12 protein-coding genes and 1 tRNA gene are annotated in these 20,310 nt (G+C 74.8%); 5 read left to right on the top strand and 8 right to left on the bottom strand.

All coding sequences use genetic code 11. From position 1 onward, the window contains the following. The first annotated feature begins 300 nt into the window (after positions 1-300). The 4 genes from ACZ7MX_RS25070 to ACZ7MX_RS25055 all read left to right on the top strand — a co-directional run bounded on the left by ACZ7MX_RS25070 (position 301) and on the right by ACZ7MX_RS25055 (position 8,181). On the top strand, positions 301-705 hold the full coding sequence (locus ACZ7MX_RS25070) for a globin (RefSeq protein ID WP_472135470.1): 405 nt from the start codon (positions 301-303) through the stop codon (positions 703-705). A gap of 257 nt (positions 706-962) precedes the next feature. Next, a complete protein-coding gene (locus tag ACZ7MX_RS25065; protein ID WP_472135469.1) occupies positions 963-4,370 on the top strand; it encodes an FtsX-like permease family protein in 3,408 nt (1,135 codons plus the stop codon). Continuing rightward, positions 4,370-7,138: an FtsX-like permease family protein gene (locus ACZ7MX_RS25060; RefSeq protein WP_472135468.1), complete on the top strand. Its 2,769-nt coding sequence runs from the start codon at positions 4,370-4,372 to the stop codon at positions 7,136-7,138. The genes ACZ7MX_RS25065 and ACZ7MX_RS25060 overlap by 1 nt, the downstream gene beginning before the upstream one ends. Next, complete coding sequence (locus ACZ7MX_RS25055) at positions 7,135-8,181, top strand: ABC transporter ATP-binding protein (RefSeq protein ID WP_472135467.1); 1,047 nt, start codon at positions 7,135-7,137, stop codon at positions 8,179-8,181. Before ACZ7MX_RS25060 ends, ACZ7MX_RS25055 begins: the two co-directional genes overlap by 4 nt. Positions 8,182-8,187: 6 nt before the next feature. On the opposite strand, the gene ACZ7MX_RS25050 is transcribed toward ACZ7MX_RS25055, so the two are convergent. The 7 genes from ACZ7MX_RS25050 to ACZ7MX_RS25020 form a co-directional block, all read right to left on the bottom strand. Further along, positions 8,188-8,928 (bottom strand): DUF8010 domain-containing protein, encoded by a 741-nt coding sequence (locus ACZ7MX_RS25050; RefSeq protein WP_472135466.1) that lies wholly within the window; start codon positions 8,926-8,928, stop codon positions 8,188-8,190. Further along, complete coding sequence (locus ACZ7MX_RS25045; RefSeq protein WP_472135465.1) at positions 8,925-9,359, bottom strand: acyl-CoA thioesterase; 435 nt, start codon at positions 9,357-9,359, stop codon at positions 8,925-8,927. Before ACZ7MX_RS25045 ends, ACZ7MX_RS25050 begins: the two co-directional genes overlap by 4 nt. 4 nt (positions 9,360-9,363) lie before the next feature. Beyond that, positions 9,364-11,028: an energy-dependent translational throttle protein EttA gene (gene ettA / locus ACZ7MX_RS25040; protein ID WP_472135464.1), complete on the bottom strand. Its 1,665-nt coding sequence runs from the start codon at positions 11,026-11,028 to the stop codon at positions 9,364-9,366. A 593-nt stretch (positions 11,029-11,621) separates the two neighbouring features. After that, positions 11,622-13,019: a thioester domain-containing protein gene (locus tag ACZ7MX_RS25035; protein ID WP_472135463.1), complete on the bottom strand. Its 1,398-nt coding sequence runs from the start codon at positions 13,017-13,019 to the stop codon at positions 11,622-11,624. Between the two features lie 232 nt (positions 13,020-13,251). Further along, positions 13,252-13,974 carry a single-stranded DNA-binding protein gene (locus ACZ7MX_RS25030; protein WP_472135462.1) on the bottom strand — a complete coding sequence of 241 codons (723 nt, stop codon included), beginning with the start codon at positions 13,972-13,974 and terminating at the stop codon, positions 13,252-13,254. A gap of 179 nt (positions 13,975-14,153) precedes the next feature. After that, a complete protein-coding gene (locus tag ACZ7MX_RS25025; protein ID WP_472135483.1) occupies positions 14,154-16,037 on the bottom strand; it encodes a YfjP family GTPase in 1,884 nt (627 codons plus the stop codon). A 956-nt stretch (positions 16,038-16,993) separates the two neighbouring features. Then, positions 16,994-18,955, bottom strand: coding sequence for a dynamin family protein (locus ACZ7MX_RS25020; protein WP_472135482.1), 1,962 nt, complete (start codon positions 18,953-18,955; stop codon positions 16,994-16,996). A 310-nt stretch (positions 18,956-19,265) separates the two neighbouring features. Between ACZ7MX_RS25020 and ACZ7MX_RS25015 the strand changes: the two genes are divergently transcribed. Then, positions 19,266-19,341, top strand: a tRNA-Arg gene (locus ACZ7MX_RS25015). Between the two features lie 55 nt (positions 19,342-19,396). Here the strand turns inward: ACZ7MX_RS25015 and ACZ7MX_RS25010 are convergent. Then, positions 19,397-20,023 carry a DUF1360 domain-containing protein gene (locus ACZ7MX_RS25010; protein WP_472135461.1) on the bottom strand — a complete coding sequence of 209 codons (627 nt, stop codon included), beginning with the start codon at positions 20,021-20,023 and terminating at the stop codon, positions 19,397-19,399. Between the last annotated feature and the right edge of the window lie 287 nt (positions 20,024-20,310).

The raw sequence follows: 20,310 nt of genomic DNA, 5'->3' as shown, positions 1-20,310 counted from the left end.
GCCTGCGGGGCCTTGTTCGTGGACGTAAAGCGTCAGCAGTCCACGAACAAGGCCCCGCAGGCCAGTCACCGCACCCGACAACCACCCAGCCCGCCGCAGGCGCAACGGCGAGAAACACCCGCGGCGGGACAGACAGCCACGTGCGGGGCGCCGCAAAGCGCAACGGCGACCAAGCCCCGCGGCGGGACAGACGGGTACGTGCGGGGCGCCGCAAAGCGGCAACGGCGAGCGAGCCCCGCGGCGGGACAGACGGCTACGTGGGGAGGCCAGCCAAGCGCAGCGTCATGCCACCATGGATCCGTGAATGAGATTCCACGCGGCACGCTGCAGGAGCAGACCTTCTACGAGCAGGTCGGGGGCGAGGAGACCTTCCGGCGCCTGGTGCACCGCTTCTACCAGGGCATCGCCGAGGATCCGCTGCTGCGGCCGATGTACCCGGAGGAGGACCTGGGGCCGGCCGAGGAGCGGCTGGCGCTCTTCCTCATGCAGTACTGGGGCGGCCCCCGCACGTACAGTGACGGCCGTGGGCACCCACGGCTGCGGATGCGGCACGCTCCGTTCACCGTCGACCGGGCCGCGCACGACGCCTGGCTGCGGCACATGCGGGACGCGGTGGACTCGCTCGGGCTGGCCGAGGAACACGAAACGCAGTTGTGGAACTACCTCACGTACGCCGCCGCGACGATGATCAATACCCCGGACTGACACCGGCGCGAGAGATACGTCACACCTCGGCGCACCCTGCCCCACCCCCGGCGTGCGGTCCCGGTCACCTCCCGTCACGATCCGGTCAAGGGACCCCGCAAACCGCTTACCGGACGCCCCGCGCTCTGACAGCATCCGTTTCATCCGTTGCGTCGATCATTCGTGTGAATCCGGGCGGCTGACTCCGCTCGGCCGAGCGCCTTCGGCCGACTGCGGGCGACCGAGGTCGTTCGACGCTGAACACGGCAGGGGGGACCGTGGCCGGCTATGCCGTACTGCGTGTGCGGGCGCACCGTCTGCTGCTGGTCGCCGCCCTGCTGTCGGTGCTGCTGACCGGGACGGTGCTGGCGACGCTGGCGGCGTTCTCGGAGTCGGTCGGCGACGCCGGGCTGCGCCAGGCGCTGCGCCGGGGTTCCGCGGCCTCCGCCGCGCTCCAGGTGAAGGCCCAACTCGCGCCCGAGGCAAGGAAGTCCGCGGACCGGGCGGTCGCCGCGGCGGCCCGGCGGGCGTTCGACGGGCTGCCGTACAGGGTGCGGACGCTGACCCGTTCCGGGCCGTACGCGCTGCCCCGGACCTCGCAGCCGTCCCGCGCCCGCACCGGTGAACCCGACCTCACCCAGCTCGCCGCCCTCGACCGCTCCCGGATCGCCCTCGTCAAGGGCCGCTGGCCCACGGCGGAGCGGCACGGTCCGCTGCCGGTCGCGCTGCCCGAGGCCGCGGCCGCCCGGCTCGGGGCCGGGCCCGGACGGCGGTTCACCCTGGACAACCGGCTGTCCGGGCCGCCCCGTCTGACCGTCGTGGTCACCGGCGTCTACCGGCCCGCGGACCGTACCGACCCGTACTGGAGCCTCGACGACCTCGGCGGCCGAGGGGTGCGCACGGTCGGCTTCACCACCTACGGGCCGCTGCTGGCCGACCCGGCGGCGTTCCGCGACGGGCGGCTGGTGCAGGACTCGGTGGGCTGGCTGGCCACCGCCGACTTCCGCACGCTGACCGCGGACCGGCTGCCGGCGCTCGGCGCCGCGGCCGGCCGGGCCCCCAAGGCGCTGATGGCCGATCCGGCGTTCGCCGGCCATGCCACCGCGAGCACCGATCTGCCCGCGGCGCTGGGGCAGTTGCGGCGGGCGCTGTTGGTGAACCGCGCCACGATCCTGATCGTCGCGCTCCAGCTGGTCCTGCTCGCCGGGTACGCGCTGCTGCTGGTCGCCCGGATGCTGAGCGGTGAACGGGCCGGCGAGACGGCGCTGTTGCGGGCCCGCGGCGCCTCCCGGCGGCAGCTGGCCGGGGCGGCCCTCGCCGAGTCGCTGCTGCTGGCCGTCCCGGCCGCGGTCGCCGGGCCGCTGCTGTCCGGGCCGCTGATCCGGCTACTGGCGTCCCACGGCGCCCTGGCCCGTGTCGGGCTGCCGCTGGACACCCGGCTCACCGGCGCGACCTGGCTGACCGGTGCCGCCGTGGCCCTGGGCTGCGCCCTCGCGGTCGCCGCCCCGGCGCTGCTGCGGACCGGGTCCGACGCGCCGCGTCGGCGGCGGTCCGGTGCGCTGCCCGGCGCCGCCCGGGCCGGCGCGGACCTGGGGCTGCTGGTGATCGCCGGGGTCGCGTACGGGCAGTTGCGGCAGCGAACCGCGGACGGTGCGGCCGGCGGGGCCGGCGGCGGGGTGCTGACCGGCGACGGGACCGGCGCGCTGGGCGTCGATCCGGTGCTGGTGGCCGCCCCGGCACTGGCGCTGCTCGCCGGTACGGTGCTGACGCTGCGGCTGCTGCCGCTCGCCGCCCGGATCGCCGAGCGGGGCGCGGCCCGCGGCCGGGGGCTGGCCGCGGCGCTGGCCGGCTGGCAGATCAGCCGGCGCACCTCCCCCGGCACCGGTCTCCGTACGGGCGGCGGGTACCCGGGCCGGGGTGCCGGGCCGGTGCTGCTGCTGGTGCTGGCCACCGCGCTGGGGATGCTGGCGATCGGCCAGCGCGCGTCCTGGCAGCGCTCACAGGACGACCAGGCCGACTTCCGGGCGGGCGCGGCGGTACGCGTACTGGCCGGCCGGACACCGGAGATGGGGCAGGGCGGCGGTTACGCGGCGGTGCCGGGGGTGGCGGCGGCGCTGCCGGTGGGGCTGGTGACCATGGAACTGTCGGGCGACCGGTCCTCCTCGCTGCTCGCGCTGGACGCCCGGAGGTCGGCGGGTGCGCTGCTGCTGCGCGGCGACCTGGCGGGCGGCGCCGCGGACTCGGCGGGCGCGGCGGACCGGGTGCTGCGCGCGGTGGCCCCGAAGGACGAGCGGCCGGTGGGCCTTCAACTGCCGCCCGACACCGATGTGTTGCGGGTGACGGCGGAGCTGCGGTCCGTCAAGGCGCTGCCGGCGGTGGCCGACGGGTCGGGGCCCGGCGACCCGGGGCCGGACACCGGGCCGGTGCCCGCGGTCCTCTCCGTACTGGTCACCGACCGGTTCGGGGTGCCGTACACGCTGCCGCTGGGCCGGCTCGCGGCCGACGGCCGGCCGCACACCCTGCGCGCGGACCTGGCCGCCGCGGCCGGTCCGCCGGCCGGGCGTTGGGCCGGGCCGCTGCGGGTGACCGGCCTGCTGGCCGACATGGACCAGTCGGCGGTGTCGTACCGGCAGCGGCTGACCGTGTCCGCCGCGCAGGCCGTCACCGCGGGCGGGGCCGTCCGGCCGCTCACCGCGCCGGCCGGGCCGTTCTGGCGGGCCCACATCACGGAGAAGAGCAGTGATGTGGGCGCGCCGTACGGGCCGCGCGCGGGCCGGGCCGAGGTGCCCGCGGGCGGGCTGCTGTCACAGACGTACGACACCGGTGCCCGGCGCGACGAGTGGAGCGCGGCGGTGACGACCGTGCGGATCACCGCCGCGCATCCGCCACGGCCGCCGCTGGCCGCCGTGGCCACCGACGCGTATCTGCGCGACAGCGGCTCCCGGGTCGGGTCGGTGGTCGATCTGCCGGTCGGCGGGCAGCAGGTGAAGGCGCGGATCGTGCGGGCGGTGCGGGCGTTGCCGGGCCCGGCGGACGGTCCGCCGGCCGGTGGCGGTCTGCTGGTCGACTTCGGGGCCGTCAACGCGGCGCTGGCCGACCTCGATGCCGTGCCGCTGACCGCCACCGAGTGGTGGCTGCGGCCCCGGCCGGGCGCGGTGGGCCGGGTCGTCGAGGCGCTGCGCGCCCGCCCGGACATCGACCCCGGCCAGGTCCTGGTGCGTGCGGAGATCGCCCGGGAGCTGCACGACGATCCGCTGGGGCTGGGTCCGCAGACCGCGCTGACCGCGGCCGCGGTGGTCGCGGTGGCGCTGGCTGCGGTGGGTTTCGCGGTCGGTGCCGCCGGGTCGGTCCGCGAACGCGACCGCGAGTTCGCGGTGTTGCGGGCGCTGGGAGCGCCGCGGCGACAGCTGGCCCGGATGCTCGCCGTCGAACAGGGGGTGCTGATCGTGCTGGCGCTGGCCGTCGGCGGGGTGCTGGGGGCGGTGCTGACCCGGGCGGTGGTGCCGCTGGTCGTGCTGACCGGGCAGGCCACCCGCCCGGTGCCGCCGGTGCTGGTGGAGCTGCCGGCCGGTCAGGTGGCCGGGCTGCTGGCGGCGGTGGCGGCCGGGCCGCTGCTGGTCGTCGCGGCCCTCGGGCTGCGCCGCGGCGACCCGGTGGCGGCGCTGCGCGGGCAGGGGGTGCGGTGATGACGGCCGCACCGACGGCGCGGGGGGCGGGTGAGGGCCGGGGGAACGCGCTCACCCGGCCGGGATGGCTGGGCGTCCGGCTGCGGACCGCGCGCGGGGCGGCGCTGGCGCTGGGCGCGCTGGTGCTGGTCACCGCGTTCCTGGCGGCGGCGTTCCCGCGCGGGGTGGCGGCGTACGAGACGGCGGGGCTGCGCGATGCGCTCGCCTCGGCGCCGCCGGAGCAGCGGGCGGTGGAGATCTCCGTCGGCCGGGCGGACGTCACCGGCGCGGACCCGGCGGCCGGTTACGCCGCGGCCGCGCTGGACCGTCAGGACCGGGCGCTCCGGGCCCTGTTCCGGGCCCCGCTGCGGATCCCGGCGGCGGACGCGGTGCACGGCGTCCGCACCACGAAACCGCTGGCGGCCGGGGACTCGTGGCTGCCGCGGCCGGACGGCGTCGCTCCGGAGCTGTCGCTGTACGCGGCCTCCGGCCTCGGCCGGCACGCGACCGTCACCGAGGGCCGGCTGCCGCGCGCCGCGGCCCCGGGGGCGGGCACGCTGGAGGCCGCGGTGACCACGGCCACCGCCCGCACCCTGCACCTGCGCACCGGCCGCACCCTGCAGCTGAACGGCCTGACCGTACGGATCTGCGGGCTGCTCGCGCCGCGGGAGCCGCGGGGCGACTACTGGGCCGCGGATCCGCTGCGGGCGGCGCCGCGCCGGGCCGTGACCGAGGGGGTGCCGGCGCAGCGGTTCTGGCGCGCCGGGCTGCTGCTGGCTCCCGGGGACGGGCCGGCGCTGCTGGCCACCGACGGAGAGCCGGAGAAGTTCTGGCACTATCCGGTCGACGCGGGTGCCCTGACCGCAGGGGACGCACCGTTGTTGCGGGAGCGGGTGGTGTCCGTCGAACACGGCGCGACGCTGGCCCGGTTGCGCGCGGTGGCCGGCACCGGCGCGCTGGCCGACAGCGCGGTGGACGGCCTGCTGGACGGCTACGCGCGGGCCCGGGCGGCGATCGCCCCGGTGGTCGCGGTGGCCGCGTTCGGTCTCGGCACCGTCGCGGGGGTCGTGCTGCTGATGGCCGCCGCGCTGACCGCGGACCGCCGGCGCCCGGAGCTGGCGCTGCTGCGGGCCCGCGGTGCGTCGCTGGTGGGCCTGGCCGGGCGGCTGGCGGCGGAGACCGCGGTGGTGGCGCTGCCCGCCGCGGCGGCCGGCGGCGGGCTGGCGCTGCTGCTGGTGCCCGGTGACCGGGTGGTGCCGGCGCTGCCGGCGGCTGCGGGGGCCGGGCTGCTGGGCACGCTCGCGCTGCCGCTGCGGGCCGCCGCCGCTCACCGCCGTCCCCGCCCGGCCGCCCGCGCCGATCTGGCCGGCGCCCGCCCGTCCCGGCGCCGGACGGTCGCCGAACTGACCGTGCTGGTCCTGGCGGTGGGCGCGGTGGTCGCGCTGCGCCGCCGCACCACGGCCGGCGGGGGCGTGGACGCCCTGGTCAGCGCCGCCCCGGTGCTCGTCGCCGTGATCGCCGCGCTGGTGCTGCTGCGGCTCTGGCCGCTGCCGCTGCGGCTGGCGGCCCGCCCGGCAGCCCGCACCTCCGGGCTGACCGGCTTCCTCGCCCTGGCCCGCGCGGGCCGTGCCCCGGCCACCGCGGGCCTGCCGCTGCTGGCCCTGCTGGTCGCGCTGACCACCGCGTCCTTCGGCGGCTCGGTGCTCGCCGGGGTCGCCACGGCCCGGGACCGCGCGGCGCTGACCGCGGTCGGTGCCGAGGCCCGGATCTCCGCCGAACGGCCGCTGCCCGCCGCGCTGCAGCGGGCCGTGGCCCGGGTGCCGGGCGTCGAGGACGCCGTACCGCTGCGGATCAGTGTGCAGACCGCGGACGACGGCGGCCCGCCCCTGTACCTGGTGATCGCCGAACCCGAGGCGTACGCCCGGCTCGCCCGCGCCACGGGCCTGGGCGCCTTCCCCGCCGCGGACCTCGCCGACCCGGGCGGTGACCGGCCGCTGCCCGCGATCGTCTCCCCGCGCGTGCGCACCCGGTTCGGCGACGCCCCGATGGCGCTGCAACCGGAGTACGGCCAACTCGTCGTCCGCCCCCGGGCGGTGCGCGCCGACACCCCGGCCCAGCCCGGCGGTGACTTCGTGCTGCTCAACGCCCGGAGCGTGGCCCGGCTGCATCCCGACACCTATGCCGAGGCGGACAACGGCCCCACCACGATGCTGCTGTCCGGCCGCGGGCTGGACGCCGGGGCGCTGCGGGCCGCGGTCCGCGCCCACACCCCGGCGTCGCTCACCGTCCAGGTGTCGCTGCGCTCCGCCGAACGCGCCGAGCTGGCCGATTCGCCGCTCCAGCAGGGCGCCGAACGCCTCTACACCGCCGCCGTGGTGGCCGGTACCGGCTTCGCGCTGCTCGCCCTGCTCCTCTCCCTGCTGCGGACCGCCCCGGAACGCACCCGTCTCCTGGCCGGGCTCCGCACGATGGGGCTGCCACCGGGGCGGGGGCGGCGGCTGATGGTGCTGGAGGCGCTGCCGCAGGCGCTGCTCGCGGCGGTCGGCGGGGTGCTGGCCGGGGCCGCCGCGATCCGGCTGCTGGGCCCCGGCACGGACCTCACCCCGCTCGCCCTGCCCGGCGCGGCCGGCGGCGGCCCGGGCACCGTACGACTGCAGACCGATCCCGTGTCCCTGCTGCTGCCGTCGGCGGGCGTGGTCGTCCTGGCCCTGGCGGTCGCCCTGGTCCAGGCGTGGCTGGGCGAACGGCGGCGGGAGAGCACCGAGTTGAGAGCGGGGGACCTCACATGAGCACACGGCCCGACGGCGCCACGAGTGCGCCGGTGAGCCTGGCGGAGCTGGAGGCGCGGGCGGCGGCCCGGCGCGAGCGGCCGGCCTACGGGCACGACGCGCTGATCGCCTGCGACCGTCTGGTGCGGGTCTTCTCCGCGGACGGCGTCGAGGTGCAGGCCCTTCAGGGCCTCGATCTGCTGGTGTCCGAGGGCGAGTTGATGGCTCTGGTGGGGGCGTCCGGCAGCGGCAAGTCGACGCTGATGAACATCCTCGCCGGCCTGGACGTGCCGACCGCGGGCGCCGCCACGGTCGCCGGCCGCGATCTGCTGACCATGGACGCCCGGGCCCGGCTCACCTACCGCCGGGAGGTCGTCGGTTTCGTCTGGCAGCAGACCGCGCGCAATCTGCTGCCGTATCTGACGGTGCTGCAGAACGTCACCCTGCCGATGCAGTTGCGCGGCGGACGGCGCCGGGCGGCCCGCACGAAGGCGGCCGGGGAGCTGCTGACGATGCTGTCGCTGGATCACTGCCGGGACCGCCGGCCGCACCAGCTGAGCGGCGGCGAACAGCAGCGCACCGCCATCGCGGTGGCGCTGGCCAACACCCCGGCGGTGCTGCTGGCCGACGAGCCCACCGGCGAACTGGACTCGCACACCGCCGAGCAGGTCTTCGCCGCGTTCCGCACCGCCAACGAGGAGCTGGGCACCACGATCGTGATCGTCACCCATGACCAGGCGGTGGCGGACGAGGTGCGGCGCACGGTCGCGATCCGCGACGGCCGGACGTCGTCGGAGGTGCTGCGGCGCACCGAACGGGACGCCGCGACCGGCCGGGAGGCGCTGGTGGCGCGGGAGTACGCGATGCTCGACCGGGCCGGCCGGCTCCAGCTGCCGGCCGACTACACCAGCAGCCTGGGCATGGCGCACCGGGTGCTGCTGGAGCTGGAGAGCGACCACATCGGGGTGTGGCCGGACCCGACGGCGGGCGGGGCCTCCGGCCGCGGGGCCGGTGACGGGACGACGTCCGCCGACGGCCCGAAGTCCGCCGACGGGACGCCGTGAGGGCGGTCAGACGGGGGTGACCGTCAGGCCCGACAGGCCGGTGAGCCCGGACGGTCCGCCGGTGCGCACCGCGACCGACCCGTACGGGGTGCGCAGCCGCAGCCAGCCGCCCGCGGACAGCAGGGTCAGCGCCGGTGGCTCGGTGGGGTGCGGGCCGCCGCCGGCCGCGAGCACGGCCGTGCGGACCGGGCGGAGGAAGCCCAGCGACTGGGCGGCGTGCGCGGCGCGCAGCGGGAGGTGGGTGTCCCCGAGGGTGCGCGACCAGATCTCCCGGCCGATACGGTCGCGTTCGGCGCGGGTGCGGCGCTCGGGCGGCAGTGCCTCGTCCCGGGCCCGGAACTCGGCGACCGCGGCGGCCACCGCGCGCAGCAGCGCTTCCGGTGCCGGCAGTCCCGGGACCCGCTGCCAGCCGCCGCGCGGCGGCAGCAGCCCGGCCCACGGCGGGCCGGTGACGGCGGCGGGCACGGTCAGCGTGCCGTGCTCCTCGTCGATGCCTTCGAGGAGGTCACCGGCGGAGACGGTGATGTCGAGGCCGGTGCCAGGTGCGTCGCCGGGGCCGGTGGGCGCGGCGAGTCGGGCCGTACGGATCGCCAGCACCTCGAAGGACGGCGGGCGGCCGAAGACGGCGAGCACCCCGCCGCCGGTCTGCAGCCGGACCGCGGCGGCCCGGTCGTAGTGGATCAGCCGGGCGAGGAAGGCGGCGAGGTCCGCCGCCTCCCCGGCGTCGGCGAGGGCGAGCACCGTCATACCGCGACGGCCCCCTCCTGGTGCGACGCGTCGTCCAGGTACTCCTTGAGGATCGCCTTCTCCTCCGCGGTGAGGCGGCGCGGACGCTCCTCGGCGAAGTTGTACGGCACGACGACGGTCGAGGCCCGCAGGTAGAGGGTGTCCTCGTCCTTGACCTCGTAGGCGACCGTCATCGACGCGGCGCTGATCTTCGTCACCCACAGCTCGACGGTGACCGGCGCGGGCCGGTGCACCAGCGGCCGCACGTAGTCGATCTCGTGCCGGGCGACGACCGAGCCCCCCGTGAACGACGGGCTGCCGCCCCCCGGCGCCAGCCGGCGCATGAAGTCGATCCGCGCCTCTTCGAGGTAGCGGACGAACACCGCGTTGTTGACATGGCCGAAGGCGTCCATGTCCGACCAGCGCAGGGGGCACGAGTAGAGGTGTCGCACGAGGTCAGCCCCGGGTGAGCTTCTTGTACGTGGCGCGGTGCGGACGGGCCGCGTCCGCGCCGAGGCGCTCGACCTTGTTCTTCTCGTAGGACTCGAAGTTGCCCTCGAACCAGAACCACTTGGAGTCGCCCTCGTACGCCAGGATGTGGGTGGCGACGCGGTCGAGGAACCAGCGGTCGTGGGAGACGACCACGGCGCAGCCCGGGAACTCGAGCAGCGCGTTCTCCAGCGAGGAGAGCGTCTCGACGTCCAGGTCGTTGGTCGGCTCGTCGAGGAGCAGGAGGTTGCCGCCCTGCTTGAGGGTGAGCGCGAGGTTGAGGCGGTTGCGCTCACCACCGGAGAGCACGCCGGCCGGCTTCTGCTGGTCCGGGCCCTTGAAGCCGAACGCACTGACGTACGCCCGCGAGGGCATCTCGACCTGGCCGACGTTGATGTAGTCCAGCTCGTCGGAGACCACGGCCCACAGCGTCTTCTTGGGGTCGATGTTGGAACGGCCCTGGTCGACGTAGGAGATCTTGACGGTCTCGCCGACCTTGATGTCGCCGGAGTCCGGGGTCTCCAGGCCCTGGATCATCTTGAACAGCGTGGTCTTGCCGGCGCCGTTGGGGCCGATGACGCCGACGATGCCGTTGCGCGGCAGGGTGAAGCTGAGGTCCTCGATGAGGACCTTCTCGCCGAAGGCCTTGTTGAGCTTGTCGACCTCGACGACGACGTTGCCCAGGCGCGGGCCCGGCGGGATCTGGATCTCCTCGAAGTCCAGCTTCCGCATCTTGTCGGCCTCGGCGGCCATCTCCTCGTAACGCGCCAGACGGGCCTTGGACTTGGCCTGCCGCCCCTTGGCGTTGGAGCGCACCCACTCCAGCTCGTCCTTGAGGCGCTTGGCGCGCTTGGCGTCCTTCTGGCCCTCGACCTTCAGACGGGTCTGCTTGGTCTCCAGGTACGTGGAGTAGTTGCCCGGGTAGGGGTGGGCGCGGCCGCGGTCGAGCTCGAGGATCCACTCGGCGACGTTGTCGAGGAAGTACCGGTCGTGGGTGACGGCGACGACGGTGCCGGGGTACTTGGCGAGGTGCTGCTCCAGCCACTGCACGGACTCGGCGTCCAGGTGGTTGGTGGGCTCGTCGAGCAGCAGCAGGTCGGGGGCCTCCAGCAGCAGCTTGCACAGTGCGACGCGGCGGCGCTCACCACCGGAGAGGTTGGTGACCGCCCAGTCACCGGGCGGGCAGCCCAGGGCGTCCATGGCCTGCTCCAGCTGGGTGTCCAGGTCCCACGCGTTGGCGTGGTCCAGGTCCTCCTGGAGCTTGCCCATCTCCTCCATGAGCTCGTCGCTGTAGTCGGTCGCCATCAGCTCGGCGACCTCGTTGAAGCGGTGCAGCTTGCCCATGATCTCGGCGGCGCCGTCCTGGACGTTCTGCAGCACCGTCTTCGACTCGTCGAGCGGCGGCTCCTGCAGGAGCATGCCGACGGTGTAGCCCGGAGAGAGGAAGGCATCGCCGTTCGACGGCTGCTCGAGACCGGCCATGATCTTCAGCACCGTGGACTTACCGGCGCCGTTGGGACCCACGACACCGATCTTCGCGCCCGGCAGGAAGCTCAGCGTCACGTCATCGAGGATGACCTTGTCGCCGTGCGCCTTGCGCGTCTTGCGCATCGTGTAGATGTACTCAGCCAAGAGAAACCGTCCGGCAGATTGGATCGATCAGGGTCTGTGCGGCACCGCCCGGGGCCACCGTCCGTCGTACGTCCGTCGTGCGTGCGCCGGCGTGGCGTCGTGACGTCCGTCGCGACCGTGGGAGGGCAGATACACCCATCTTGCCGTACGTCCGTCCCTGGAAGGAAACGGGTGCCGGGGGGCGGACGCCCGCGAGGCGGTGCGGGCACGGCGGGCAGGGTGCGTGCTGTCAGGGCGGTGGGTGCGGGATGTCGGGGACCGGAGGCGGCGTCGGGGCACTCAGGAAGGGGCGCGCCCCGGGACGCATGTCCGTGGCCCCGGAGCGTTAACCACTCGGGGGCCACGTTTTGTTCCCGCTGCGCGCAGATCTCGTTCCCGCTACGCACTGATCTTGTTCCCGCTGCGCGCAGATCGCCTCGTCGATTGCTCGTCGATTGCTCGTCGATCGCCTCGTTGCCGCTGGTCGCAGGCGTCGGGCCCCTCGTCGGGCTGCCCCTCGAAAACGTGGACGCCCGGCCGGCCACCTCTCGGTGACCGGCCGGGCGCCCGCCGTTTACTGCACGCCCGCTACAGGGCGCCTGCTGCCATGGCCCTTACTGGGCGGGGGTGCCGGCCTTCTTCTTGCGGAGGAAGAACACCGCAGCGCCGCCGACCACGACCAGGACGACCGCGACGCCCGCGATCATCGGGGTGGCGCTGCTGGAACCGGTCTCGGCGAGGTCGGTGCCGTGGCCGCCACCGGTGTTGCCGCCGACCGACGCCGGGGTGGGCTTGGGCGAGGGCTTGTCGCCGCCGCTGCCGGCGGTCTTGCAGTCGAGGACCCCGGAGAAGGTCTTCTTGAAGCCGCCCGCGCCCTTGATGGTGATCTCGTAGGGCTGGTCCTCGGCCACCGGGACGGTCACGGTCTGCGACTTGCCCGGGGCGATCTCGTAGTCCTTGCCCGCCAGCTGGAAGCGGAACGACTCATCGCCCTTGTTGCTGGCCGTGACGTCCACGCCGCCCTTGGCGCAGTTCTTCTCGGCGGTGATCGCCGGGATGGCGCCCTGCTTCTTCCAGGAGACCGTGGCGGCCGCGGAGACCGTGGACTCGCTGGAGCCGGCCAGGATCTGGGTCTGGCTCTTGGCGTGCTCGCCGATGCCGGTGAAGGCCCGGCCGACCGGCACCTTGGTGGCGGCCTGCGCGGTCAGCGAGGTGGTGCCGTCCGCGGTGCCCTTCGGCACGTCGAAGAACAGCTGGGTGCCGTCGGCGGCGCTGGTGACCGGCTTGCCGTCCTTGCCGACGATCTTGACGCCGGCCGGCGCACCGGCGGCCGGGGAGATCGTCACGCTGTCGGCGTTGGTGTGCACGGTGACCGGGCCGAGCTTGCTGCCCGACTTGCCGGAGACGGCCGGCGGGTCCAGCGTCAGCGACGCCTTGGGCTCCTCGACGCTCTGCGCGCTCTTCTCCAGGTAGGCGGCGAGCTTCTCCGCCGCCGGGTCGACCGCGTCCACCTTCACGTGGTCGGAGAAGCGCCAGATCGCGACCTGGGTGCCGGCCGCCGCGGTCTTCTCGGTGAGGTTCCCGGCACCGGCCTTGGAGGCGAGGGCGGCGAGGTCGTTCACCTGCGGGTAGGAGTTCTGCAGGATCCAGCGGATCTTGCCGGCGTCCGCGTTGTTGTGCAGCGACGAGGCGCTCCAGGGCACTTCCTGGTACTTCGCCTGCTGCTGCGTCGGGTTGTGGATGTCGATGCAGTACGTCTGGAGCGTGCCGCCGTTGTCCACGGCCATCTCGAAGAGGCCCGCGCCGACGCGCTGGTCGCCGCCGTCGTTGTGCACGACCGCCTGGTCGAAGATCTTCAGGCCGCCAAGGGTGGCGGTGGCACCCCCGTGAGCGGGGGTGGTCTCGTCCGCCACTGCGGTCCCCGCGGTGGCTATCGCACCCGCCGCGACCAGGCCGGAGGCCACGACCGCGGCGGCAAGGCGGGCTGCGCCCCGCCTCTTCATCGAAAGCATGAATTTCCCCTCTGGGCGAGGCGGTCGGGTGGGGAAGTTGCCTCGCCGGAAAGATCCAAAGAACTCAAAAGCCGAACGTCAGCCCCCGTGAGCCCCCGTGAGTACTCGTCGGATCTTATGGAGCAGGCGCATCAGGGTCCCCAGTAATGGCATCCCATAAGCGATCCGAATCGCAATCGTTACCGAACACAGGCACCCTGACCTGGCATCATCGACAAATCTCCGGAACGTTTCAGGGCACTGCGGCCTTCTGGGGCGAATTCCCCACCGTGACTGGTTCGGCGATCGGCTCGGTGACTGGCTTGGTGACTGGCTTGGTGACTGGCTCGGTGACTGGCTCGCCGGCTGCCTGGGTGACCGGCCCGGCAACTGCCTCCGTGACCGGCCCGGTGGCTCTCTCGGTGACTGCCCCTGTGACTTCCTTGTCGGCACCGCCCTCCGGCCTCCCGCCGGGCCGCTTCCCCAACCGCCCCGCTGCGTCCTGCGGTTGAGGGGCGTGACCCGGGCGCGCGGCCGTGGGGGATTCGGGGTCCGGGCGCGGGCCCGGGAACGGCTCCGGGTCCGCTGTGCCCATCCGGCTCACGCGGGTGACCCTGCGGAAGGCCGCCGTACCGCGCGACAGGTCGTGCCCGATCGCGACGGCGTCGACCTCGGCGGAGAACCAGCGCTGTCCGCCCTTCTCCGGTGGCTGCTCCCCTTCCCGCAGCCGCAACCGCCCCTGCACCACCAAGGGTTCGCCCACCGCCACCGAGGCCGCGACGTTGTCGGCCAGACCGCGCCACGAGCGGACCGTGTAGAAACTCGTCTCCCCGTCGGCCCACCGCTCCTGCGCCTTGTCCCATCGCCGGGACGTCGCCGCGAGCCGGAACCGCGCCACCGTCACGCCCGCCGCCGTCTGCCGGTGCTCCACCGCCGTCGCGGCGTTGCCCACCAGCGTCACCATCGTCTCGTTCACGGAAATCCACTCCCCCGTCTCCTGCGCGCTCGCCGGGTCGCTCGCGCTGCGTCGACCTCATGCTGCACGGATCCGGCAAGCCCCGCCGGGGCCTGTGGACAACCTGCCGACTGTGGACAACTCGGCCACCCACAAGGGGGGGCCGGGGCGCACCGCCCCAGCCCCGCGTCGTGCGCCCTTCAGGCCCCCGAGGCCACCGCGTACTGCTCCCGCACCTCGCGGTAGCGCAGCAGCTCGGCGGCGACCGGCTCCAGCACCCGGCCCCGGCCGCAGGCCGCCGCCGCGCTCCGCAGCCGCCGCTCGGCGTCCTGCCCGTACCGCCGGGCCGGACCGCGCGCCACCACCCGGCACAGCCACGCCAGTGCCGGGCCGCCCACCGACCCGATGACCGCGGGCAGCAGCCCGGAGACCCAGGTCGAGGCAGAGACCAGCCCGGTCAGCGCCGCCACCAGCCAGAGCACGCCGACGAGTTGCAGGGCGGACAGCATCCCCTGCAGTGCGGCCGCCACCGTGCACCACCGCGGCTTGACGGCCGGCCCGCCCCGTAGCGCCTCCTCGGCATCGGCCGCCACCTTGTCCAGCGCCTCCGGCAGCCCGCAGGCGCCCCGGTCCGCGGCCTCGCGCACCGCCTGCGCCCAGGGCGCCGGCAGCCCGTGCGCCGCCTCCGCGGCGACGCCCCGTACGGCCTGCTCCACCACCGGCCGGGCCGCCGCGCGGACCACCATCGGCTCCCCCGTCGCGTCGCCGCCCCAGGCCCCGGACGTCCGCCGGTGCCCCGCCGTCACCTGCCGTCCCACGAGAGACGGTCCGGCCGCGCCCTTGCGGCTCGTGCCCTCGGCGGCCGGGTCCTGCTGAGTGCCCGTCGGCCCCGGCGTGCGCACCCCGGTCGTTCCGCTTCCCACACCGGTCGCGGCCTGCTCCGCCCCGGTCGATCTGTGGCCCACGCCGGTCGTGGTGTGCCCCGCCCCGGTCGTGGCGCCTCCCGGCCCGTGGGCCGGCCGCGTGCCGCGGGCCCGGCGGCCCCGCATCCGTGCCCAGGGGGACCCGCAGGCCCGCTCCGCGTACCGGAGCCAGTCGCGTTCCGCCGCCCGTCCGGTGGCGACCGCGCCGACCGCCTCGGCCAACCGGTCGGCGAACTCCTCACGGGCCCCTTCGGTCAGTCCGACCTGGCTCCGCGCCACGTACACCGACCGCAGCCGCTCGGCCGCCGCATCCACGTCCGCCACCAGCCGCCGGTCCGCCGCGCCCCGTTCGGCGACGAACTGGCCGAGTGACTCCCGTAGTTCCGGCACGCCCTTCCCGGTCGCCGCCGAGAGGGCGAGCACCGCCGCGCCCGGCTCGCCGTGCTCGCCGAGCGCCAGCCCGTCCTCGTCGAGCAGCCGGCGCAGATCGTCCACCACCTGGTCGGCGGCCTCGCCGGGCAGCCGGTCCACCTGGTTGAGGACGACGAACATCACCTCGGCATAGCCCGCCAACGGCCGCAGATAGCGCTCGTGCAGCACCGCGTCCGCGTACTTCTCCGGGTCGACCACCCAGATCACCGCGTCCACCAGCTCCAGCATCCGGTCCACCTGGGCGCGGTGCTCGGTGGCCGAGGAGTCGTGGTCGGGCAGGTCGAGCAGGATGAGTCCGCGCAGTTCGGGGCTGCCGTCCGCGGCGATGTGCCGGCGGTGCGCGGGCACTCCGAGCCGCCGCAGCAGCCCCTCGGCGCCTGGTCTGCCGCCGGGCCAGACGCACGCCACCGGTTCGGCGGTGGTCGGCCGCCGCGGCCCGACCTGGGAACGGTTCGCCCCGGCCAGGGCGTTGAACAGCGACGACTTCCCACTGCCGGTGGCTCCGGCGATGGCAACCACGGTGTGCTCTCCGGACAGCCGGTACCGCTCGTCCGCGGCCTCCAGCACCCGCCCGGCCGCCGCCAGCGTCCGCCCGTCCAGCCGGGACCGCGACAGCGCGATCAGCTCCCGCAACGCCTCCAGCCGCGCCCGCAACCCGCCCCCCGGCGCCCGCCGGCCCCCGTCCGCGACCCACCGATAGCCCTCCACCGGGGGACGCGGCTGCACCATGGCCTCCGCGGGCGACTCCTGCGGCGATCCGCCACAAGGTTCGTCGTACGGCCCGTTACCCAGCTCGTCGAACGGTCCGTCATACGGCTGCCCGGCGCGGCGCTGCCCCTCGTACGGCCTTCCGTACGAGGCGCCGATGGAGTCCGCAGCGAACGCCCCCACGCGTCCCTCACCGAACGATCCGTCCCGCTCCTCGCCGGACGACCCGCCCCGCGCCTCTCCGTACGAACCGGAACGTCCGGCGGCGTACGAACCGGACCGTCCGTCGCCGGACGAAGCGGCACGGCCGGCTCCGTATGCCCCGGTAGGGGTAGTGCCACAGGACGCGGTAGGGGCAGCGCCAGAAGACGCGGTACCCGACCCGCCAACCGATACGGCGCGCGGCGCGCCACCCGGCTCGCCGTACGACCCTCCGTATGTCCCGGCGTGCGCTTCGGCGTAGACCTCGGCGTAGGCCCCGGGATATGCCCCGACGCATGACCCACCACCCGCTTTCTCCGCACCGGCGCCCGAAGCGCCCTCCGCCGCACCGGACTGCGGCTCGCCCCGTGACTCGGCCCGTGGCTCGCCCCGGTGCTCGATCCGCGCCCCGCCCGTCCCCCGCCGCACGCCCGGTCGCGGAACACCGCCTTCCGGCACCCTCCGCGCGATCAACCCGTCATCCCACGCCCCGCCCGGCCCCGGTTCCCCCGCCGCCGTACGGGCGCTCTCCGGCTGCCCGCTCCAGGACTCGCCGCATCCGGCCGCACCGCTGTCCGTGTCACCCGTTCCCGGCACGTCCCCGGCTCTCTCCGCGCCACCGGCCCTCCCGACGTCACCGGCTCTCGCCACGGCACCATCTCTCGCCACGGCACCGACTCTCTCCGCATCGCCCTCCCCCGTCCCGCTGCCCCCGCCTGAACCCGTACGCGCGGGCGCCCCCTCCCCCACACCCGAATCCGCCGTTCCGGAACCGCTCACCCCGACACCTCCGCCTTCTCCCGCTCTCGTTCCCGCTCGACCACTACTGCGTCCGACGCCGCCGCTCCCGCCACTACGGCCTCGACCCGTACGGCCCCTGCTGCCGCCCTCTCCTGCTGATGCTGAAGTTCCTGCGCCTGCTCCTGGCCCTGCTGCCGCTCGCGCTGCAATACGGACAACGCGGCGATCAGCTCGGCCTGCTGGTCCGGCGGTACGGTCAGCCGGTCCAGCGGCGCCAGCCGCCGCTCGCGCTCCCCGTCGAGCGCCCGTGCCAGATAGGTGGCCAACAGCCGGCCGCCCCGGTCGCGGAGCCGCAGTGCCGTCTGGGCACCCAGGAGGTCGGCGAGGTTCTCGCCGGCCGTACGGGCGCGCCGGCCGCCGAGCAGCGTGGCGGCCAGGAGAGCGGCCGCTTCCTCCGGCTCCACCTGGGCGACGCGTTCGCCGGCCGGTCCACCGCGCGTGTCACGGGCATCACGCGCCTCACGGGCCTCCTCCTCGGCCAGCTCCTCCAGACAGCGCCGCCAGCGCCGCACGAGCACGCCCAGCCGGCCGGCCGCCCCCGCGGCTTCCGAGGCGGCCGAAGCCCCCGAGGCACCCGGCGCCTCGGAGGCTCCCGGGGACGCTCCCGGGGAGGCCGTCAACAAGAGTTCGGAGGCCGCGGGATCGCGCCGCCAGGCTTCCGCAGCCCGCTCGTCGGCCTCCTCCACGGCGCAGGTCAGCAACGAGGTCAGCCCGTCCGTCAGGGCGTCGAGCAGCTCGTCCGAACGGCCGCCGGTCCCGTGGTCGCGCCAGTAGGCGCGGGCGTCCCCGGCCAGCACCTCACCGGCGGCCACTTCGTTCCGCACGCGTTCGGCGGCCCGTTCGTACGCCTCCTCGACCCGGCCGGCGAGCCGGAGCCCCGCGGCGTGCTGCGCGGCGGCGGCACCGGCGAGCGCGGGCAGCCGGCTGCGCAGCGAAGCGATCACCCCGGTGGCGGTACGGTCCGCGGCGGCCCTACGGGCGGCCGGGTCCTGGGCGTGCCGCTCCAGCCACTCGCGCAGCCCGGCGACCGCCGTGGCGGGCAGCAGCCCGCTGCCGCCGCCGGCCGACTCGGGAAGCTCGGGGATGGTGAACCGCGGTACGTGGCCGAGGCCGGCGCGCTGCAGCAGCTCCGCGTACCGCCCGGAGATGTCGGTGGCGATCTGGTGCGGCACCCGGTCCAGCACGGTCACCAGCGTGACGTCGTACTCCTTCGCCGCGCGCAGCAGATGCCAGGGGACCGCGTCGGCGTACCGGGCGGCCGTCGTGACCAGCACCCATACGTCCGCGGCGCAGATCAGCTCCGCGGCCAGCTCGCGGTTCCGGGCAACGAGCGAATCGATGTCCGGCGCATCCAGCAACGCCAGCCCACTGGGCAGGGCCGCCTCCACCTCGATCCGCACCGCGAACGGCTCCCCGCCCCCGGATGCTCCCCCCTTACCCGAGCCACTCCCGTCGCCGTATGCCCCACACCCCCCGTGCTCCCCGTGTCCCCCATATTCCTCATGGCCTCCGCGGCCCCCGTGGTCCCCGTTCTCCGGATGAGCCCCCTCCGCACCCTCGTCCTCCTCGGGCCCCCAGACCCGGGTGAGCTGCGGCAGCACCCGCCGCCCGGAGAACCAGTGGGCGTCGTCGGGATGGCACACCAGCACCGGCGTACGCGTCGTCGGACGCAGCACCCCGGCCTCCGAGACCCGCCGCCCCACCAGCGAATTCACCAGGGTGGACTTGCCGGCCCCGGTGGAGCCGCCGATCACCGCCAGCAGCGGCGCCTGCGGCGACCGGAGGCGGGGAATCACATAGTCGTCGAGCTGGGCGAGCAGCTCGGCCCGATTGCATCGGGCACGGGCGGCGCCCCGTAGTGGCAGCGGAAAGCGTGCGGCTTCGACGCGGTCGCGCAGTACGGACAGTGCGTCGAGCAGCCGGGGTCGTACGTCCAAGGTCGCCACATGTGCAGAATGCCCAATTTCGTTGGCTTTTTGAAGCGTATAACCCCTCGTGCGCGCCGCAAGAACCCCCACAGAATGGGACGAGTGACGCATGAGACGTTCGCGACAACTGAGACGCAGGCATAACGAGTGCACAACACCCGCCACGCCGCGCGTCAAAAGCGGTGCAGGATTCGTACCTGCCTGCGATTATCGGGACCGCTTCACCGAACCTCCACAACGTGCCACGGAGGTGAAGCAACCGGGACGAGGTACCCGGGCCTCTATCCTGGTCCGCGGTCCGTGATCCACGCCCACACCGGCCCCCGTAGCTCAGTGGATAGAGCAGGTGCCTTCTAAGCACTTGGCCGCAGGTTCGAGTCCTGCCGGGGGCGCCAGGCCAGACCCTCCCTTGGGGAGGGTCTTTTTCGTTGGGGCATGCGGCCGGGGAGGTCAGCGGGAGGGGGGTTCGGGGTGGCCGGCGCGGGATTCCAGGGCGGTGTAGGCCAACTGGAGTGTGTCGGCGGCGGCCAGGGCGGTGAGGGCGCCCGTCGCGGTGCGGGTGAGGCGGGGCCAGAGGAGTTGGGCGGCGGTGAGGGTGGAGGCCAGCCAGACGCTGAGGCAGAAGGGGCAGGTCAGCAGTTCGCCGAGGGTTTCGGTGGGACCGCCCTTGCGGGGGCGTTCGCTGACCTCTGCGGGGCCCTCGGGGCCTTCGTAGACCGTGAACGGGGCGCGGAGGGGGCTGGTGACCGAGCCCTTGGTGAGGAGCCTGCTGAGGCGGAAGGTGGCCACTGCGGTCAGGGCCAGGTCCCGGGGGTCGGGCCCTTCCGGCAGTGCCCGGCCGCGGCGGCGGATCACGACCGCCCAGCCGGCGTTGTACGCGCCGAAGGCGGCGAGGGCCGTGAGGTAGCCGCGTAGGGGGCGGTCCGTCTCGGGTGAGTAGTCGTGCCCTCCGGGCTGCCGTGTGTCGTCAGGCGGCTGTGACTCAAGCGATCGTGGCTCGGGCGACCGTGCGTCGGGCGGCGAGGGGTCCGGCAGGACGCGGGGAGGATCGTCTCGTCGGTGAGTGCGTCTGCCCATGTGGTGTCGCTTCCGTTGGGCGAGGCCGGTCGTGGGTCGTCGTCGGTCGTCGCGGGTCCTTGTGGGGCGTCGTGGGTCCTTGTAGGTCGTCGCCGGCCGGGCTCTGGTTGTGGCTCTGGCTCTGAGGCTGGCGCTGACCCTGGTTATTGCTTCTGTGGCCAGGTCTGGGGTCGGGCCCTGGGGCCACGCTCCTGCGGGCGAGCCCCTGTGGTCAGGCTAAGCGCCGGGGTGGGAGGGGGCACCTGATGTGGGCGGGGGGCGGGGTGGGGTGGGGTCGGTGGGGTGGT

It is taken from the genome of Streptomyces sp. NPDC107765 (genome assembly GCF_055657085.1).
The sequence above is the reverse complement of the archived record's forward strand: the minus strand, read 5'-3'. Positions and strand labels throughout refer to the sequence as shown.

Excerpts from the sequence above, each read along its gene's own strand:
- ACZ7MX_RS25025 (WP_472135483.1), bottom strand. The coding sequence starts at position 16,037 with ATGGTGCAGCCGCGTCCCCCGGTGGAGGGCTATCGGTGGGTCGCGGAC.
- ACZ7MX_RS25060 (WP_472135468.1), top strand. The coding sequence starts at position 4,370 with ATGACGGCCGCACCGACGGCGCGGGGGGCGGGTGAGGGCCGGGGGAAC.
- ACZ7MX_RS25010 (WP_472135461.1), bottom strand. The coding sequence starts at position 20,023 with ATGGGCAGACGCACTCACCGACGAGACGATCCTCCCCGCGTCCTGCCG.
- ACZ7MX_RS25035 (WP_472135463.1), bottom strand. The coding sequence starts at position 13,019 with ATGCTTTCGATGAAGAGGCGGGGCGCAGCCCGCCTTGCCGCCGCGGTC.
- ACZ7MX_RS25050 (WP_472135466.1), bottom strand. The coding sequence starts at position 8,928 with ATGACGGTGCTCGCCCTCGCCGACGCCGGGGAGGCGGCGGACCTCGCC.
- ACZ7MX_RS25055 (WP_472135467.1), top strand. The coding sequence starts at position 7,135 with ATGAGCACACGGCCCGACGGCGCCACGAGTGCGCCGGTGAGCCTGGCG.